The organism is Streptomyces sp. NPDC031340 (genome assembly GCF_055569945.1).
This window is the reverse complement of sequence record NZ_JBVIIE010000003.1, coordinates 198,372-211,570: the sequence shown is the minus strand read 5'-3', so window position 1 is coordinate 211,570 and position 13,199 is coordinate 198,372. Positions and strand designations below refer to the sequence as shown.

General features: G+C 73.4%; 16 protein-coding genes. 8 read left to right on the top strand and 8 right to left on the bottom strand.

Features of this window, described 5'->3' with window-relative positions; all coding sequences use genetic code 11:
• The first annotated feature begins 17 nt into the window (after positions 1–17).
• The 3 genes from ACZ5GT_RS03495 to ACZ5GT_RS03485 are packed head-to-tail and all read left to right on the top strand — an operon-like array spanning position 18 to position 1,108.
• Positions 18–275 carry an acyl carrier protein gene (locus tag ACZ5GT_RS03495; RefSeq protein ID WP_469013692.1) on the top strand — a complete coding sequence of 86 codons (258 nt, stop codon included), beginning with the start codon at positions 18–20 and terminating at the stop codon, positions 273–275.
• Between the two features lies 1 nt (position 276).
• Positions 277–756, top strand: coding sequence for an SRPBCC family protein (locus ACZ5GT_RS03490; RefSeq protein ID WP_469013691.1), 480 nt, complete (start codon positions 277–279; stop codon positions 754–756).
• A gap of 19 nt (positions 757–775) precedes the next feature.
• Positions 776–1,108 (top strand): TcmI family type II polyketide cyclase, encoded by a 333-nt coding sequence (locus ACZ5GT_RS03485; RefSeq protein WP_469013689.1) that lies wholly within the window; start codon positions 776–778, stop codon positions 1,106–1,108.
• 114 nt (positions 1,109–1,222) lie between these two features.
• Here the strand turns inward: ACZ5GT_RS03485 and ACZ5GT_RS03480 are convergent, their stop codons facing one another.
• Both ACZ5GT_RS03480 and ACZ5GT_RS03475 read right to left on the bottom strand, forming a co-directional pair.
• Entirely contained in the window at positions 1,223–2,251 is a 1,029-nt protein-coding gene (locus ACZ5GT_RS03480; protein ID WP_469013687.1) for a methyltransferase, read from the bottom strand.
• 49 nt (positions 2,252–2,300) lie between these two features.
• Positions 2,301–3,464 carry a right-handed parallel beta-helix repeat-containing protein gene (locus tag ACZ5GT_RS03475; RefSeq protein WP_469013685.1) on the bottom strand — a complete coding sequence of 388 codons (1,164 nt, stop codon included), beginning with the start codon at positions 3,462–3,464 and terminating at the stop codon, positions 2,301–2,303.
• Positions 3,465–3,811: 347 nt separating this feature from the next.
• Here ACZ5GT_RS03475 and ACZ5GT_RS03470 point away from each other — a divergent pair, with 347 nt between their 5' ends.
• Both ACZ5GT_RS03470 and ACZ5GT_RS03465 read left to right on the top strand, forming a co-directional pair.
• Positions 3,812–4,546: a maleylpyruvate isomerase family mycothiol-dependent enzyme gene (locus ACZ5GT_RS03470; protein ID WP_469013684.1), complete on the top strand. Its 735-nt coding sequence runs from the start codon at positions 3,812–3,814 to the stop codon at positions 4,544–4,546.
• 273 nt (positions 4,547–4,819) lie between these two features.
• A complete protein-coding gene (locus tag ACZ5GT_RS03465) occupies positions 4,820–5,104 on the top strand; it encodes a DUF6332 family protein (RefSeq protein ID WP_469013683.1) in 285 nt (94 codons plus the stop codon).
• Here the strand turns inward: ACZ5GT_RS03465 and ACZ5GT_RS03460 are convergent.
• The 3 genes from ACZ5GT_RS03460 to ACZ5GT_RS03450 all read right to left on the bottom strand — a co-directional run bounded on the left by ACZ5GT_RS03460 (position 5,065) and on the right by ACZ5GT_RS03450 (position 7,774).
• On the bottom strand, positions 5,065–5,730 hold the full coding sequence (locus ACZ5GT_RS03460) for a response regulator (RefSeq protein ID WP_469013681.1): 666 nt from the start codon (positions 5,728–5,730) through the stop codon (positions 5,065–5,067). The genes ACZ5GT_RS03465 and ACZ5GT_RS03460 overlap by 40 nt on opposite strands.
• The gene (locus ACZ5GT_RS03455; protein ID WP_469013679.1) at positions 5,727–6,989 is read right to left on the bottom strand and encodes a sensor histidine kinase; all 1,263 of its coding nucleotides are present in this window, start codon (positions 6,987–6,989) and stop codon (positions 5,727–5,729) included. Before ACZ5GT_RS03455 ends, ACZ5GT_RS03460 begins: the two co-directional genes overlap by 4 nt.
• Positions 6,990–7,084: 95 nt before the next feature.
• Positions 7,085–7,774: a TetR/AcrR family transcriptional regulator gene (locus tag ACZ5GT_RS03450; RefSeq protein WP_469013677.1), complete on the bottom strand. Its 690-nt coding sequence runs from the start codon at positions 7,772–7,774 to the stop codon at positions 7,085–7,087.
• A 164-nt stretch (positions 7,775–7,938) separates the two neighbouring features.
• Here ACZ5GT_RS03450 and ACZ5GT_RS03445 point away from each other — a divergent pair, with 164 nt between their 5' ends.
• A complete protein-coding gene (locus ACZ5GT_RS03445; RefSeq protein ID WP_469013676.1) occupies positions 7,939–8,388 on the top strand; it encodes a nitroreductase family deazaflavin-dependent oxidoreductase in 450 nt (149 codons plus the stop codon).
• Here the strand turns inward: ACZ5GT_RS03445 and ACZ5GT_RS03440 are convergent.
• Positions 8,378–9,613: a geranylgeranyl reductase family protein gene (locus ACZ5GT_RS03440; RefSeq protein WP_469013674.1), complete on the bottom strand. Its 1,236-nt coding sequence runs from the start codon at positions 9,611–9,613 to the stop codon at positions 8,378–8,380. The two genes, ACZ5GT_RS03445 and ACZ5GT_RS03440, sit on opposite strands and share 11 nt — an antisense overlap.
• A 132-nt stretch (positions 9,614–9,745) precedes the next feature.
• Here ACZ5GT_RS03440 and ACZ5GT_RS03435 point away from each other — a divergent pair, with 132 nt between their 5' ends.
• On the top strand, positions 9,746–11,101 hold the full coding sequence (locus ACZ5GT_RS03435) for a M20/M25/M40 family metallo-hydrolase (RefSeq protein ID WP_469013673.1): 1,356 nt from the start codon (positions 9,746–9,748) through the stop codon (positions 11,099–11,101).
• A gap of 116 nt (positions 11,102–11,217) precedes the next feature.
• Positions 11,218–11,352, top strand: coding sequence for a hypothetical protein (locus tag ACZ5GT_RS03430; protein ID WP_469013671.1), 135 nt, complete (start codon positions 11,218–11,220; stop codon positions 11,350–11,352).
• 40 nt (positions 11,353–11,392) lie between these two features.
• On the opposite strand, the gene ACZ5GT_RS03425 is transcribed toward ACZ5GT_RS03430, so the two are convergent.
• Together ACZ5GT_RS03425 and ACZ5GT_RS03420 are read right to left on the bottom strand one after the other, a co-directional pair.
• Positions 11,393–12,433 (bottom strand): NUDIX hydrolase, encoded by a 1,041-nt coding sequence (locus ACZ5GT_RS03425; protein WP_469013667.1) that lies wholly within the window; start codon positions 12,431–12,433, stop codon positions 11,393–11,395.
• Positions 12,434–12,576: 143 nt separating this feature from the next.
• The gene (locus ACZ5GT_RS03420) at positions 12,577–12,771 is read right to left on the bottom strand and encodes a hypothetical protein (RefSeq protein WP_469013665.1); all 195 of its coding nucleotides are present in this window, start codon (positions 12,769–12,771) and stop codon (positions 12,577–12,579) included.
• Positions 12,772–13,199 lie beyond the last annotated feature (428 nt).

Genomic DNA, 13,199 nt, shown 5'->3' with positions numbered 1-13,199 from the left:
CCAAGGAGAACAACCACATGAGTGACCGCATCACGGTGGAAGAGCTGGCCGAGCTGATGAAGAAGGCCGCCGGCGTCACCGTCGCTCCCGAGGAACTGCAGGAGCGCTACGACACCGGGTTCGACGTCATCGGCATCGACTCGCTCGGACTGCTCGGCGTCGTCGGCGAGTTGGAGAACCGTTACGGCACGTCGCTGCCCCCCGACGCGGAGCGCTGCAAGACGCCGCGGGAGTTCCTCGACCTCGTCAACAGCGCCCTCGTGGCAGGAGTGTGACATGGCCGGACACACGCAGAACGAGATCGTCATCGCCGCACCGCTGGACCTGGTGTGGGACATGACCAACGACCTGGAGCGCTGGCCGCAGCTGTTCAGCGAGTACGCCTCCGTGGAGATCCTGTCCCGGGACGGCGCCCGCACCCGGTTCCGGCTGACCATGCACCCCGACGAGAACGGCACCGTGTGGAGCTGGGTCTCGGAGCGGGAGCCGGACCGCGAGGCGCTGACCGTGCGCGCCCGCCGGGTCGAGACCGGCCCCTTCTCCTACATGAACATCCTGTGGGAGTACGAGGAGACGCCCGAGGGCGTGCGGATGGTGTGGACGCAGGACTTCGCGATGAAGCCGGACGCGCCCGTCGACGACGCCTGGATGACGGACAACATCAACCGCAACTCCCAGGTGCAGATGGCGTTGATCCGGGACCGCGTCGAGAAGACCGCCGCCGAACGCGGGTCCGCGCCGGGCCTGGACCACTGAACCGAACGGAGACAGCCCCATGCACCAGACAGTGATCGTCGCCCGGATGGCCCCGGGCTCGGCCCCGGACATCGCCAAGCTGTTCGCGGAGTCCGACCGGGGGGAACTGCCACACCTGGTCGGCGTCTCCCGGCGCAGCCTCTTCCAGTTCAACGACGTGTACCTGCACCTCATCGAGACCGAGCACGACCCGCGGCCGGTCATCGCCGAGGTGGCCGGTCACCCCGAGTTCCGGGACCTCAGCGAGCGGCTCCAGGCGCACGTCTCCGCCTACGACCCGGAGACCTGGCGTACGCCGGAGGACGCCATGGCGAAGCGCTTCTACCTCTGGGAGCGCGACTCGGTCCGGTGATGCCGGCCCCGTACGACCGGCCGCCGGGTCCGTGGCGCTGCGGACCCGGCGGTCGGTGGTCTGTGCGGTCGGTGGTCTGTGCGGTCGGTGGTCTGTGCGGTCGGGTGTGCCCGGTCAGGCGGGGACGTGGCAGTCGAACGCGTGCAGGTAGGGGTTGACCGGGCGGATGTCGTCGATGACGAGTCCCGCGTCGGTCAGTCGGCCGACCATGCTCTCGGTGGTGTGCTTGGCCCCGCCGACGTTGAGGAGCAGCAGCAGGTCCATGCCGGTGCTGAACCGCATCGAGGGGGTGTCGTCCACCAGGTTCTCGATGACGACGACCCGGGCGCCGGGGCCGCCCGCCTCGATGACGTTGCGCAGGGTGCGGGCGGTGCTGTCGTCGTCCCACTCCAGGATGTTCTTGATGACGTACACGTCGGCCCGGACGGGGACCGCCTCACGGCAGTCGCCGGGGACGATGCTCACCCGGCCGGCGAGATCGCCCGAGCCGCGCAGCCGCGGATCGGCCCGCTCCACCACCTGCGGCAGGTCGAGCAGGGTGCCGTGCATCGAGGGGTACTTGTCGAGCAGGCTCGCCACGACGTGGCCCTGGCCGCCGCCGATGTCCACGACCGACGTGCTGCCCGACAGGTCGAGGACGTCCGCGACCTCCTGGGCGGACTGCCTGCTGGAGGTCGTCATGGCGCGGTTGAAGACGTCGGCCGACTCGGGGGCGTCCTCGTTGAGGTAGACGAAGAACTCCTTGCCGTACAGGTCCTCCACGACGTTGCGGCCGGTGCGCACCGCCTCGTCCAGTTTCGGCCAGGCGTCCCAGGTCCACGGTTCGGTGCACCACAGCGAGATGTAGCGCAGGCTGTGCGGGTCGTCCTCGCGCAGCAGCCGGGACATGTCCGTGTGCTCGAACGTCCCGTCCGGCCGCTCGGCGAAGACGCCGTAGCAGGACAGGGCGCGCAACAGCCGTCGCAGCGGCCGGGGTTCGGCCTTCACCGAGGCCGCCAGGTCCTCCACGCTCACGGGACCGTCGCCGAGCGCGTCGGCGACGCCGAGCCGGGCCGCCGCGCGGAGGGCGGCGGCGCACGCCGCCCCGAATGCGAGCTCCCTGAGCCGCATGGACGGCGGTGGTGCGGTCTGTTCGGTCGTCATGTGCCGCCTTCCTTCGTTGGGTGGTTCACAGCCGGCCGCGGGCGGCCGGTCAGCACAGTGCCGCGGGCTTCGACACCCGGCACGTGTTGTCGACGAACTTGTTGTCCCTGCCGGTGTCCGCGTTGACCAGGTCGGCCGGGGAGTTGCGCCGCAGCACGTTGTCGCTGATGCGGTTGTGGTCGTTGGTGGCGCCGACGAAGCTCTTGAACAGCACGATGCCGCCCGACAGCGGAGAGGTGCCGGCGTGGTCCGTGATCCAGTTGTCCCGCACCGCGGTCTGCTCGATGCCGGTGAGGACGACACCGGACCCCTGCAGGGCGGGCAGGCGCGCGGTCTTGGGGCAGGACTTGTTGTTGCGGACGATGCGGTTGTAGGCGACGACCAGGTCGCCGGACTTCGGCTTGTTCTCGTCGCCGACGAGGAAGGCGCCCACGCAGTTGCCGGTGATGTCGTTGCGCACCACGTCGACGTCACGCAGGCGACGGACGGTGAGGCCGGTGCGGTTGCCCTGCAGCCGGTTGTACTCCACCACCGTGCCCCGGGTGTCCACGGCTCCTTCCTCGGTCTTGACGGTGTTGGCGATGAACAGGCCCGCGTCGCCGTTGTCCCGCACGGTGTTGCCCTGGAACACGCCGTGGACCGAGCGCTCCTGGGCGATGCCCCACACGGTGTTCCTGACCGCGGCCACGTCGCGGACGGTGAGGTCGGTGGTGTACGTGCTGTACACGCCGGCCCTGGCGAAGCCGGTCACCGTCAGGGACGCGACGGTGACGCCCTTCACCTCGTGGCCCTTGGTGCCCACCACGCAGATGCCGTTGCCGCCCGCGGCGCAGCTGACGGCGGACCTCTCGGCGCCCCCGCGCTTGCCCGGAACCGTGCCCGGCTCCTTGCCATGGCTCTCGGCCGGGCCGCCGCCGGTGCCCGTGCCGGCGGTCGTGACGGGGGTCGCGCCCGGCTTGAGCACGGTCCTGCCGCCGCTGCCGCGCAGGGTGAGCCCGGGCGTGGTCACCTCGACGCTCTCGCGGTAGACGCCCGGTTCGACGACGACGGTGTCTCCGGGCGCGGCGGCGTCCACCGCCTTCTGGATCGACTGTCCCGGACGGACCTTATGGACCGTAGGGACCTTGTGACCGGCGCCCGGCGAGGCCGCGCCGAACGCGGTCGCGAAGACCGCCGCGGTACATGCCAGGCAGGTGATATGGATTTTCGCCATGCCGAGCAAGATATGACCCGTTTATGCCGATTCAGGGCTTTTGAGCCATCCGGCGGCGTGTCCGGCGGCGACCGCCGCGCGTCACGGCGTGCGGGGCGGGGTGCGCCGGGCGCGGGGCGTGGCGTGCCGGGCGCTGAGCCCGGGGTCCCAGGCCCGGAAGCGCGGGGTCCCGGGCGCGGGGCGTGGCGTGCGTGCCAGGCGTGGCTGCGGGGCGGACGCGGCATGCGGGGCGGGGTGCGCCGGGCGCGCAGCGCGGGGTCCCGGGCGCCGGGCGCGGCGTGCGGCGCGTGCGTGCCGGGCGCGGGTCCGCTTGCGTTCGACCGTACTCCGTCCGGCAGACTCCCCCCATGGAGACAGCCGAGTTCGTGCGCATCCTCGACCGGGAGGGCCGCCTGCTGGCCGCGGCGGCGGAGGCGGCGGGGAGCGACGCCGAGGTCCCCTCCTGCCCGGGCTGGCAGGTGCGGGACCTGCTGCGGCACACCGGGGTGGTGCACCGGTGGGCGGCGGCGTTCGTCGCCGAGCGGCACCCCTCCTTCCGGCCCATGCCGGACGAGCCCGGCGAGGACGGCGCCGAACTGGTGGACTGGTACCGCGAGTCGCACCGCAGCCTGGTCGGCACGTTGGCATCCGCCGCGCCCGGCGTCGAGTGCTGGCACTTCCTGCCCGCCCCGTCACCGCTCGCCTTCTGGGCGCGTCGCCAGGCGCACGAGACGACCGTGCACCGCGTCGACGTGGAGACGGCGAGCGGCGGCACGCCCACCGGGATCTCCCCCGCCTTCGCGGCGGACGGCATCGACGAGTTGCTGCGCGGCTTCCACGCCCGCACCAGGAGCCGGGTCCGCAGTGAGAAGCCCAGGGTGCTGCGGGTGCGGGCGACGGACGTGGACGGCGCCGTGTGGACCGTGCGGCTGTCGCCGGAGGCGCCGGTGACCGAGCGGGGCGGCGAGGAGCCCGCCGACTGCGAAGTGGCCGGGCCCGCCGAGCGGTTGTACCTCGCGCTGTGGAACCGGGCGCCGTTGCCGGACGTGAGCGGCGACGCGTCGGTCGCCGAGCTGTGGCGGGAGCTGTCCCCGGTGGTCTGAGGCGGGATCGGTCCGCCGGGGTCTGAGGCGTGATCGGTCCGCCGGGGCCCGAGGCGTGATCGGTCCGCCGGGGCCCGAGGCGTGATCGGTCCGCCGGGGCCCGAGGCGGGATCGGTCCGCCGGGGCCCGAGGCGGGATCGGTCCGCCGGGGCCCGAGGCGGGATCGGTCCGCCGGGGCCTGAGGCAGGGCTCGGCTCGGCCCGAAGGTGCTCTCCCCGCGGGCGCCCGGCGGAGCCGGTTGCTTCGCCGGGCGCCCGGCTGTTGACTCGTCCCATGGAGCATCACGGGGGACGACGCGATCAGGCCGAGCGGGACGCGATCACCGTCGAGATCGGGTACGCGCTGTGCAGTGCGGCGTTCGCGGCGGCGGTGGTCTTCGGGGCGGTGGCGGGCCCGGCGCTGGCCTTCGAGCTGCCCCCGGCCTTCTCGGTGCTGCTGGTGCGCGCGGGTCTCGTGATCGCGGCCGTGCTGTTCGCCGTCCGGGTGGTCAGCGTGCTGCTGCGTTTCCAGCGGTCGGGTCAGCCCAGCCAGCCGGGGCGCACCAGGCCCGACTCGTAGGCGAGGACGACCAGTTGGGCCCGGTCGCGGGCGCCGAGCTTGACCATCGTGCGGCTGACGTGGGTCTTGGCGGTGAGCGGGCTGACGACCAGGCGGCGGGCGATCTCGTCGTTGGACAGGCCGAGGCCGACCAGGGCCATCACCTCCCGTTCCCGCTCGGTGAGTCGGGCGAGCGCCGCCTCGGCCGCGGGCTCCTTGGAGCGGGCCGCGAACTCGGCGATCAGACGGCGGGTGACGCCGGGCGACAGCAGCGCGTCCCCGGCGACCACCGCCCGCACGGCGCGCAGGAGTTCGTCCGGTTCGGTGTCCTTGACCAGGAAGCCGGAGGCGCCGGCGCGGATCGCCTCGAAGACGTACTCGTCGAGTTCGAACGTGGTCAGCATGACCACCCTGACGTCCCGCGACGAGGCGTCCGCGGTGATGCGGCGGGTGGCGGCCAGACCGTCCAGCAACGGCATGCGGATGTCCATCAGGACGACGTCCGGGCGCAGTTCGCGCACCTCGCGCAGCGCCTCCTCGCCGTCGGCGGCCTCCCCCGCCACCTCGATGTCCGGCTGGGCGTCGAGCAGCGCCCGGAAACCGGCGCGCACGAGCGACTGGTCGTCGGCGAGCAGTACGCGGATCACCGGTCGTCCTCCTCGGCCTTACCCCGAAACGGCAGTACGGCGAGCACCCGGAACCCCCCGTCGGGGCGCGGCCCCGCGTCGATCGTGCCACCCAGCGCGACCGCCCGCTCCCGCATCCCCGCCAGTCCGTTGCCGCTGCCGCCCGCGTCGGCGCCGGTCGCCGGCCCGTCGTCGTCGACGCGCAGCCGCAGCACTCGGCCGTCGCGTTCCACGCGCACCCGCGCGTCGCGCGAGCCCGAGTGCCGTACGACATTGGTGAGCGCCTCCTGGACGATGCGGAAGGCGGCGAGGTCGGTGCCCGGCGCGAGCCGGGGAGTCTCGCCCTCGACGGTGACGGTGAGTCCGGCGCTCGCCGCCTGCCGTACCAGTTCGGGCAGCCCCGCCAGGCCCGGCGCCGGGGCGCGCGGCGCGTCGCCCGGCGTGCGGAGCGTGCCGAGCACCTGGCGCACCTCGCCGAGCGCCTCCTTGCTGGCGGCCTTGATGGTGGTGAGCGCGGTGCGGGCCTGCTCCGGGTCGGTGTCGAGGAGGGCCAGTCCGACGCCCGCCTGGACATGGATCACGGAGATGCTGTGGGCGAGGACGTCGTGCAGTTCGCGGGCGATCCGCAGCCGCTCCTCGTCGGCCCGGCGGCGCGCCGCCTGCGCCCGCTCGGCCCGTTCCCGCGCCCACTGCTCACGCCGCGTCCGGGCCAGTTCGGCCACCGCGGCGATCGCGGCCACCCAGGCGGCGATCACGGCCTCCTGCCCCCAGGAGGCCGGCCCGTCCCCGGCCGGCGGCAGCCACCGGTAGAGCAGATGGGCCACCAGCGCGTGACCGGCCCAGAGCATCCCCACCGCGGCCCAGGCGGCCCGGCGGTGCCCGGAGACCACGGCGCCGAAGCAGGCCACCACGACGGTGAGGAGGACCGGGCCGTACGGATACCCGGCGCCCAGGTAGAGCACGGCGGCCCCGGCCGTGCCGAACACGACGGCCACCGGGTGGCGCCCCCGCCACAGCAGCAGGCCCGAGCCGACCAGCAGCAGCACCCGCGCGAAGACGTCGAGCGGGGCCCGCTCGGGCTGTCCGCGGGCCACGAAGGCGGAGCCGGCCAGCACGAACGCGGTGAGCAGCAGGGTCGAGCGCCACGGCAGGCGGTCCGTCCGCTCCCCTTCGCCCCGGGGGTCCGTCCGCTCCTCTTCGCCCCGACGGCCCGGCCACGGTGGCGGCCCGGAGCGCCACCACGGCGGGCTTCCGGCGCCGGGCATCCACTGCTTCGCCATGACCGCCACGCTAGACGGCGCGCGGCGCGGCGGGCGTCGGCCGGACGAGGTGATCACACGTACTCCCCCGGAAGTACGCCCGCCGGCCCACGGGCCTATGTCAGGCCCACCGCGCGGCCCAGCCGGTCCACGGCGTACCGGAAGAACGGCTCCCGGTCCTCGACGACCCGGTTGAACTGGCCGAACAGTTCGAACCCGACGAGCCCGTACAGCTCGGCCCAGGCCGCGACCAGGGCCGCCGCCACGGCCGGTGGGAGGTCCGGGGCGACGTCGGTGGTCATCCGCTCGGCCTCGGTGCGCAGTTCGGCGGGCAGTGGGGGCTCGCTCAGGCCGGTGTCCCGGTGCGCGTCGCGCACGACGCCGATCAGCAGGAGGGGGACGCGGGCGGCGGCCGGGACGGTGGTGTCGGGGGCGGCGTAGCCCGGGATCGGCGTGCCGTAGATCAACGCGTACTCGTGCGGGTTGGCGAGTGCCCAGTCGCGTACCGCCCCGCACACGGCGGTCCAGCGGTGGAGGGGGGCGGCGGTGTCGGCGAGGGCTCGGTGCGCCGCCTCGGCGGCCTCGCCGAGGGAGTCGTAGGCGTCGATGATGAGGGCGGTCAGCAGGTCGTCGCGGCTGGGGAAGTAGCGGTAGAGCGCCGAGGAGACCATGCCGAGCTCGCGGGCCACGGCGCGCAGCGAGAGCTTGGCGGCACCGTCGGCCGCCAGTTGTCTGCGGGCCGCGTCCTTGATGGCCGCGGTGACCTCGATCCGGGCGCGGGCGCGGGCGCTGTGTGCGGTGCTCATGGAAGCAGTCTCGCACGGAACGAGAGCAGTGCACACAGACAGGAGCAGTGAACACAAAAGAGAGCAGTGCTCTTGCGGTGGGACGCCGACGCGTGCAGACTGTCCTACGAGCGAGAGCAGTGCTCACAAAAGAGAGCGACGCTCTGAAGCAGATGGGGATCACCATGTCCACGCACGTCCAGAAGCCCGGCTGGTTCACCGTCAACGTCATGAACCGCTTCGTCGCGTGGATGACCCGCCGGGGCGTCAGCGTCTGGGGCTCCAGGGTGCTGGCGGTCCGCGGCCGCAAGAGCGGACAGTGGCGGACCACCCCGGTGAACCTGCTGACCGTGGACGGACAGCAGTACCTGCTCGCCCCGCGCGGGCACGTCCAGTGGACGCACAACATGCGCGCGGCCGGCGGGGGCGAGCTGCATCTCGGCAAGCGCGTGGACGTGTTCACCGCCGTCGAGGTCGCCGACGACGACAAGGTCCCGCTGCTGCGCGCCTACCTCAAGCGCTGGAAGGCCGAGGTGGGGGTGTTCTTCAACGGCGTCGGCCCCGACTCCCCCGACGCCGAACTGCGCCGCATCGCCCCCGACCACCCCGTCTTCCGCATCACCGTCACGGGGTGACCTCGCCCTCGGCGGCGGGACGGCGGTCCAGCACGCCCAGTGCCCGCTGCGCCATGGGATGGCTGCGGATGAGCTCGCCGAGCGAGGTCGAGCCCTGGGTGATGTCCTTGAACGCGTTCCACGCGGGGCGGAAACCGGTTAGCGCCGCGTGGAACAGCCCGGGGCGGCGCTCGAAGGCGGCCAGCATCCGCTTGCCGACGCTCATCTCGACACCGAGGCCCGCCTTGATCGCGAACGCGTAGTTCAGGGCCTGGCGCCGGGCGTCCACCGCGTCGTGCGCCTCGGCGATGCGCACCGCCCACTCCCCCGCCAGCCGGCCGGAGCGCAGCGCGAAGGAGATCCCCTCCCGGGTCCACGGCTCCAGCAGCCCCGCCGCGTCGCCGCACACCAGCACCCGCCCCCGCGACAGCGGCGAGTCGTCGGCCCGGCAGCGCGTCAGATGGCCGGAGGAGACGCTCGGTTCGAAGCCGGCGAGGCCGAGCCGGCCGACGAACTCCTCCAGGTACCGCTTGGTGGCGGCGCCCTCGCCGCGCGCGGAGATCACACCGACCGTCAGAGTGTCGCCCTTGGGGAACACCCAGCCGTAACTGCCGGGCATCGGGCCCCAGTCGATGAGCACCCGCCCCTTCCAGTCCTCGGCGACGGTCTCCGGCACCGGGATCTCGGCCTCCAGACCGAGGTCGACCTGGTCGAGCTTGACGCCGACGTGCGCCCCTATCCGGCTGGCGCTGCCGTCCGCGCCGACGACCGCCCGCGCCAGCAGCGTCTCGCCGCCCTGCAGGACCACGGCGACCGTGCGCCGGTCGGGCACCGCCGAACCGTGCTGCTCGACGCGCAGCACGGTGATGCCGGTACGCAGTTCGGCGCCCGCCTTCTGCGCGTGTTCGACCAACTGCTGGTCGAACTCGGGCCGGTTGATCAGCCCGAACAGCATCTGCTTGGAGCGACGGGTGCGCGTGAAGCGGCCGTTGTTGGAGAACGTCACCGCGTGCACCCGGTCGCGCAGCGGCAGCTCGAACCCGGGCGGCAGACAGTCGCGCGAGGGGCCGATGATGCCCCCGCCGCACGTCTTGTAGCGCGGCAGTTCGGCCTTCTCCAGCAACAGCACGCGCCGCCCCGCGACCGCCGCCGCGTAGGCGGCCGAGGCCCCCGCGGGTCCCGCGCCCACCACGACGACGTCCCACACCCGCTGCACGTCGTCCGCCGAAGAGTTCTCGCCGCTCACGATGGTCTACTGCTCCGATCAAGCCGCTGCCGCACCTGTCCCGTGCATCCTACGGCGGACGTCGTCGCAGGCCGCTGTGGGAGGATCGCTGCACTTCACTCGTACAACGTCGCACCCACAAGGAGCGTGCCCATGTCGTCGAATCCGGTCGCCGAGACCGTCGCCTCGCTGATGCCGAGGGCGAGGACGGAGCTCGCCGAGCTGGTGGCCTTCAAGTCGGTGGCGGACTTCGACCAGTTCCCCAGGAGCGAGAGCGAGGGCGCCGCCCGCTGGGTCGCCGACGCGCTCGCCGCCGAGGGCTTCCAGGACGTCGCCCTGCTCGACACGCCGGACGGCACCCAGTCGGTCTACGGCTTCCTGCCCGGCCCCGAAGGCGCCAGGACGGTGCTGCTGTACGCCCACTACGACGTGCAGCCCCCGCTGGACGAATCCGCCTGGACCACCCCGCCCTTCGAGCTGACCGAACGCGACGGCCGCTGGTACGGGCGCGGCGCCGCCGACTGCAAGGGCGGCGTGATCATGCACCTGCTCGCGCTGCGCGCCCTCAAGGCCGACGGCGGCATACCCGTGCACGTGAAGTTCATCGCCGAGGGCTCGGAGGAACAGGGCACGGGCGGCCTGGAGCGCTACGCCGAGGAGCACCCGGACCTGCTCGCGGCCGACACCATCGTCATCGGCGACGCGGGCAACTTCCGGGTGGGCCTGCCGACGGTCACCTCGACCCTGCGCGGCATGACCATGGTCCGCGTGCAGATCGACACCCTCGAAGGCAACCTGCACTCCGGGCAGTTCGGTGGCGCCGCGCCGGACGCGCTGGCCGCGCTGATCCGCGTCCTCGACTCACTGCGCGCCGAGGACGGCTCGACGACGGTCGACGGTCTGGCCCCCGCCACGCCGTGGGAGGGGCTGAGTTACGACGAGGAGCAGTTTCGCCAGGACGCCAAGGTGCTCGACGGCGTACGGCTGATCGGTTCCGGCGCGGTCGCCGACCGGATCTGGGCGCGTCCGGCCGTCACGGTGCTCGGCATCGACTGCCCGCCGGTCGTCGGCGCCACCCCGTCCGTGCAGGCGAGCGCCCGTGCGCTGATCAGCCTGCGGGTGCCGCCGGGCGTGGACGCGGCCGAGGCGACCAAGCTGCTGCAGGCCCACCTCCAGGCGCACACGCCGTGGGGCGCGCGGGTGAGCACCGAGCAGATCGGCCAGGGTCAGCCCTTCCGCGCGGACACCGCCAGCCCGGCGTACCAGGCCATGGCGGACGCGATGGCGGTCGCCTACCCCGGCCAGGAGATGCAGTACGCCGGCCAGGGCGGCTCGATCCCGCTGTGCAACACCCTCGCGTCCCTCTACCCGCGTGCGGAGATCCTGCTGATCGGGCTGAGCGAGCCGGAGGCGCAGATCCACGCCGTGAACGAGAGCGTGTCGCCCGCGGAACTGGAGCGTCTGTCGGTGACGGAGGCGCTGTTCCTGCGCAACTACGCGGCGAGCTGACCGCTCTGCCGGCAGCTGGGCCCTTCGTTCGGATCAGGTCGGCTGTGAGGCGCGGTGCCTTGTGGCCGACCCGAGCGGGGTCCGGCGCGTGCAGCTGCGAGGCGAACCCGAGCACGGTGGGGCGCGACTCGTTCCGCCGGCCGGCGGCGCTCGACGCGGACGTGGCGTGCTTCGGCCACGGCGACCCGGTGAACGGCGGGGCCTCCACCGTGCTCCGGCGGGCGGCGGACCGGCAGGCGGACGCCCGCTGAACTCGGCCAGCTGCGAGCCGGGGCGGCGGCCGTCGCCGGCTCAGCCGCACGGGACGCCCGCCTCCAGGTACAGCGCCGCTCCGCGCTCCCGCGCCCGCAGGGCCCAGCGCAGCCGCTCGTAGCGGACCGGCGGGAGCATGTCGGCGGCCTCCTGCTCGGTGACGAAGCGCCAGTCGCGCAGTTCGGGACCGGGCAGCAGGAGCCGGGCCGCCTCCGCGGAGTCGAGGAGGCCGCCGTCGAAGAGCAGACGCAGCCCGCCGTAGCCGGGCGGCGCGGGCGCCTCCCAGTCGACGACGAGCAGGCGCGGTACGTCGTCGAGCTGGATGCCGGTCTCCTCGGCGACCTCCCGCATACCGGCCCGTGCGGGGGCCTCGCCCGGCTCGACGACGCCGCCGGGGAACTCCCAGCCCGCCTTGTAGGTGGGGTCGACCAGCAGCACACGGTCCTGCTCGTCGAAGAGGAGGACGCCGGCGGCGAGCGTCTCGGCGGTGGGCTCGGGCGTCTGCACGATGTCGCACACCGGCACGTCGCCGCTGCTCACGGCCCCCGCTATGCGCACCGCCGTCTCGTAGGGACTCAAGCCGCTGGTGTCCACCAGGTGGGCGTCGGCCGTGAGCCAGGAGGCCAGGGCGGCCCGGTAGGGGGCGATGTGGTCGTACGCCCACTGCCGGGCCCGTACGTCCGCGTCCGGGAGGTCGTCGGGGACCTCCCGGTTGGCTATGCGCGCACGCAGTATCGTTTCGGCCGGGGCGAGCAGGACATGCCGCACGGCGATGCGGCGCGCGGCCAGGCCGCCGAAGATCTCGTCGCGGTACTCCTGGCGCAGCAGGGTCATGGGCACCACGAGGGTCCCGCCCAGCTCGGCGAGCATCGCGGCCGCGGTGTCGATCACGAGCCGCCGCCAGATCGGCAGGTCCTGGAAGTCGCCGGCCTCGGCGAGGTGCTTGGGCGGCAGCAGGTGCGTGAGCGCCGCGCCGATGACCTCGGGGTCGAAGAGCGTGCTGTTCGGGATCAGTTCGATCAGTTCCCGTGCGGTGGTGGTCTTTCCCGCACCGAACGCTCCGTTGATCCACACGATCACGGACGGGTCCCCCTCTTCTGTTGGCCCCCTGTGGCTTGCCCGCTCCACCCTGCCACGGAAACCAGCCCCAGTTGAGGGCACACGGAGCGGCGCCGGAGTCCCCGTCCCTGGGGCGCCGGCGCCGCTCCGGCCGTCCGGCCGCCTCAGGCGTCGTTGCCGACGGCTGCGTCGTCGAGGGCCAGGCTGTCGTGGGCGACGGTGTGGTCGACGCTGCCGACGGCGTCCGGCACGTTCAGGTCTCCGAGGGCGTCCGCCGGGTGGGCGTGGGACGGGGTCACGGCCGCGACGACGAAGCCGGTGGCGAGGGAGGCGATGGCGAGCATGCTGCGCTTCTTCATGCCCGTCCCAACTGCGCGGACGGCATCCGGGTCACGCTCCCGTGCTCGTCGCGTCGCATGGGACCGTTCCTAATGACGTGATCGCCCGCCGACGCCACGGCGGCCGCTCCGCCGGCCCACGAGCCGCCGCGTCCGGGCCCTTCCTGCCCGACCACGTCACCGACAAGTCCGCCGCGCCCCCAACACCGTCGCGACGCCCACCGCCCCCACGGCCGCCCGCCGAGGCGGGCATACGACGACTCGAAGCACGACGCCGGGGTGCGCGGGTGCGCGCCGCCGCCCCACCGAGCCCGTCCACCGGGCCGGGGCCGGCACACAGGTGTCGGCCCCGGGCCCAGGATGCCCAGGCACGGGACACGAGGCCCGGCACCGAGCTCAGCGCCCCAGCAAACAGGGCTCGGCACCGGGGCTCCCTACGCCCAGGCACC

Coding starts and splice junctions, on each gene's coding strand:
- ACZ5GT_RS03475 (WP_469013685.1), bottom strand. CDS start 3,464: ATGGCGAAAATCCATATCACCTGCCTGGCATGTACCGCGGCGGTCTTC.
- ACZ5GT_RS03480 (WP_469013687.1), bottom strand. CDS start 2,251: ATGACGACCGAACAGACCGCACCACCGCCGTCCATGCGGCTCAGGGAG.
- ACZ5GT_RS03445 (WP_469013676.1), top strand. CDS start 7,939: ATGTCCACGCACGTCCAGAAGCCCGGCTGGTTCACCGTCAACGTCATG.
- ACZ5GT_RS03490 (WP_469013691.1), top strand. CDS start 277: ATGGCCGGACACACGCAGAACGAGATCGTCATCGCCGCACCGCTGGAC.
- ACZ5GT_RS03485 (WP_469013689.1), top strand. CDS start 776: ATGCACCAGACAGTGATCGTCGCCCGGATGGCCCCGGGCTCGGCCCCG.
- ACZ5GT_RS03495 (WP_469013692.1), top strand. CDS start 18: ATGAGTGACCGCATCACGGTGGAAGAGCTGGCCGAGCTGATGAAGAAG.
- ACZ5GT_RS03465 (WP_469013683.1), top strand. CDS start 4,820: ATGGAGCATCACGGGGGACGACGCGATCAGGCCGAGCGGGACGCGATC.
- ACZ5GT_RS03450 (WP_469013677.1), bottom strand. CDS start 7,774: ATGAGCACCGCACACAGCGCCCGCGCCCGCGCCCGGATCGAGGTCACC.
- ACZ5GT_RS03470 (WP_469013684.1), top strand. CDS start 3,812: ATGGAGACAGCCGAGTTCGTGCGCATCCTCGACCGGGAGGGCCGCCTG.
- ACZ5GT_RS03455 (WP_469013679.1), bottom strand. CDS start 6,989: ATGGCGAAGCAGTGGATGCCCGGCGCCGGAAGCCCGCCGTGGTGGCGC.
- ACZ5GT_RS03435 (WP_469013673.1), top strand. CDS start 9,746: ATGTCGTCGAATCCGGTCGCCGAGACCGTCGCCTCGCTGATGCCGAGG.
- ACZ5GT_RS03420 (WP_469013665.1), bottom strand. CDS start 12,771: ATGAAGAAGCGCAGCATGCTCGCCATCGCCTCCCTCGCCACCGGCTTC.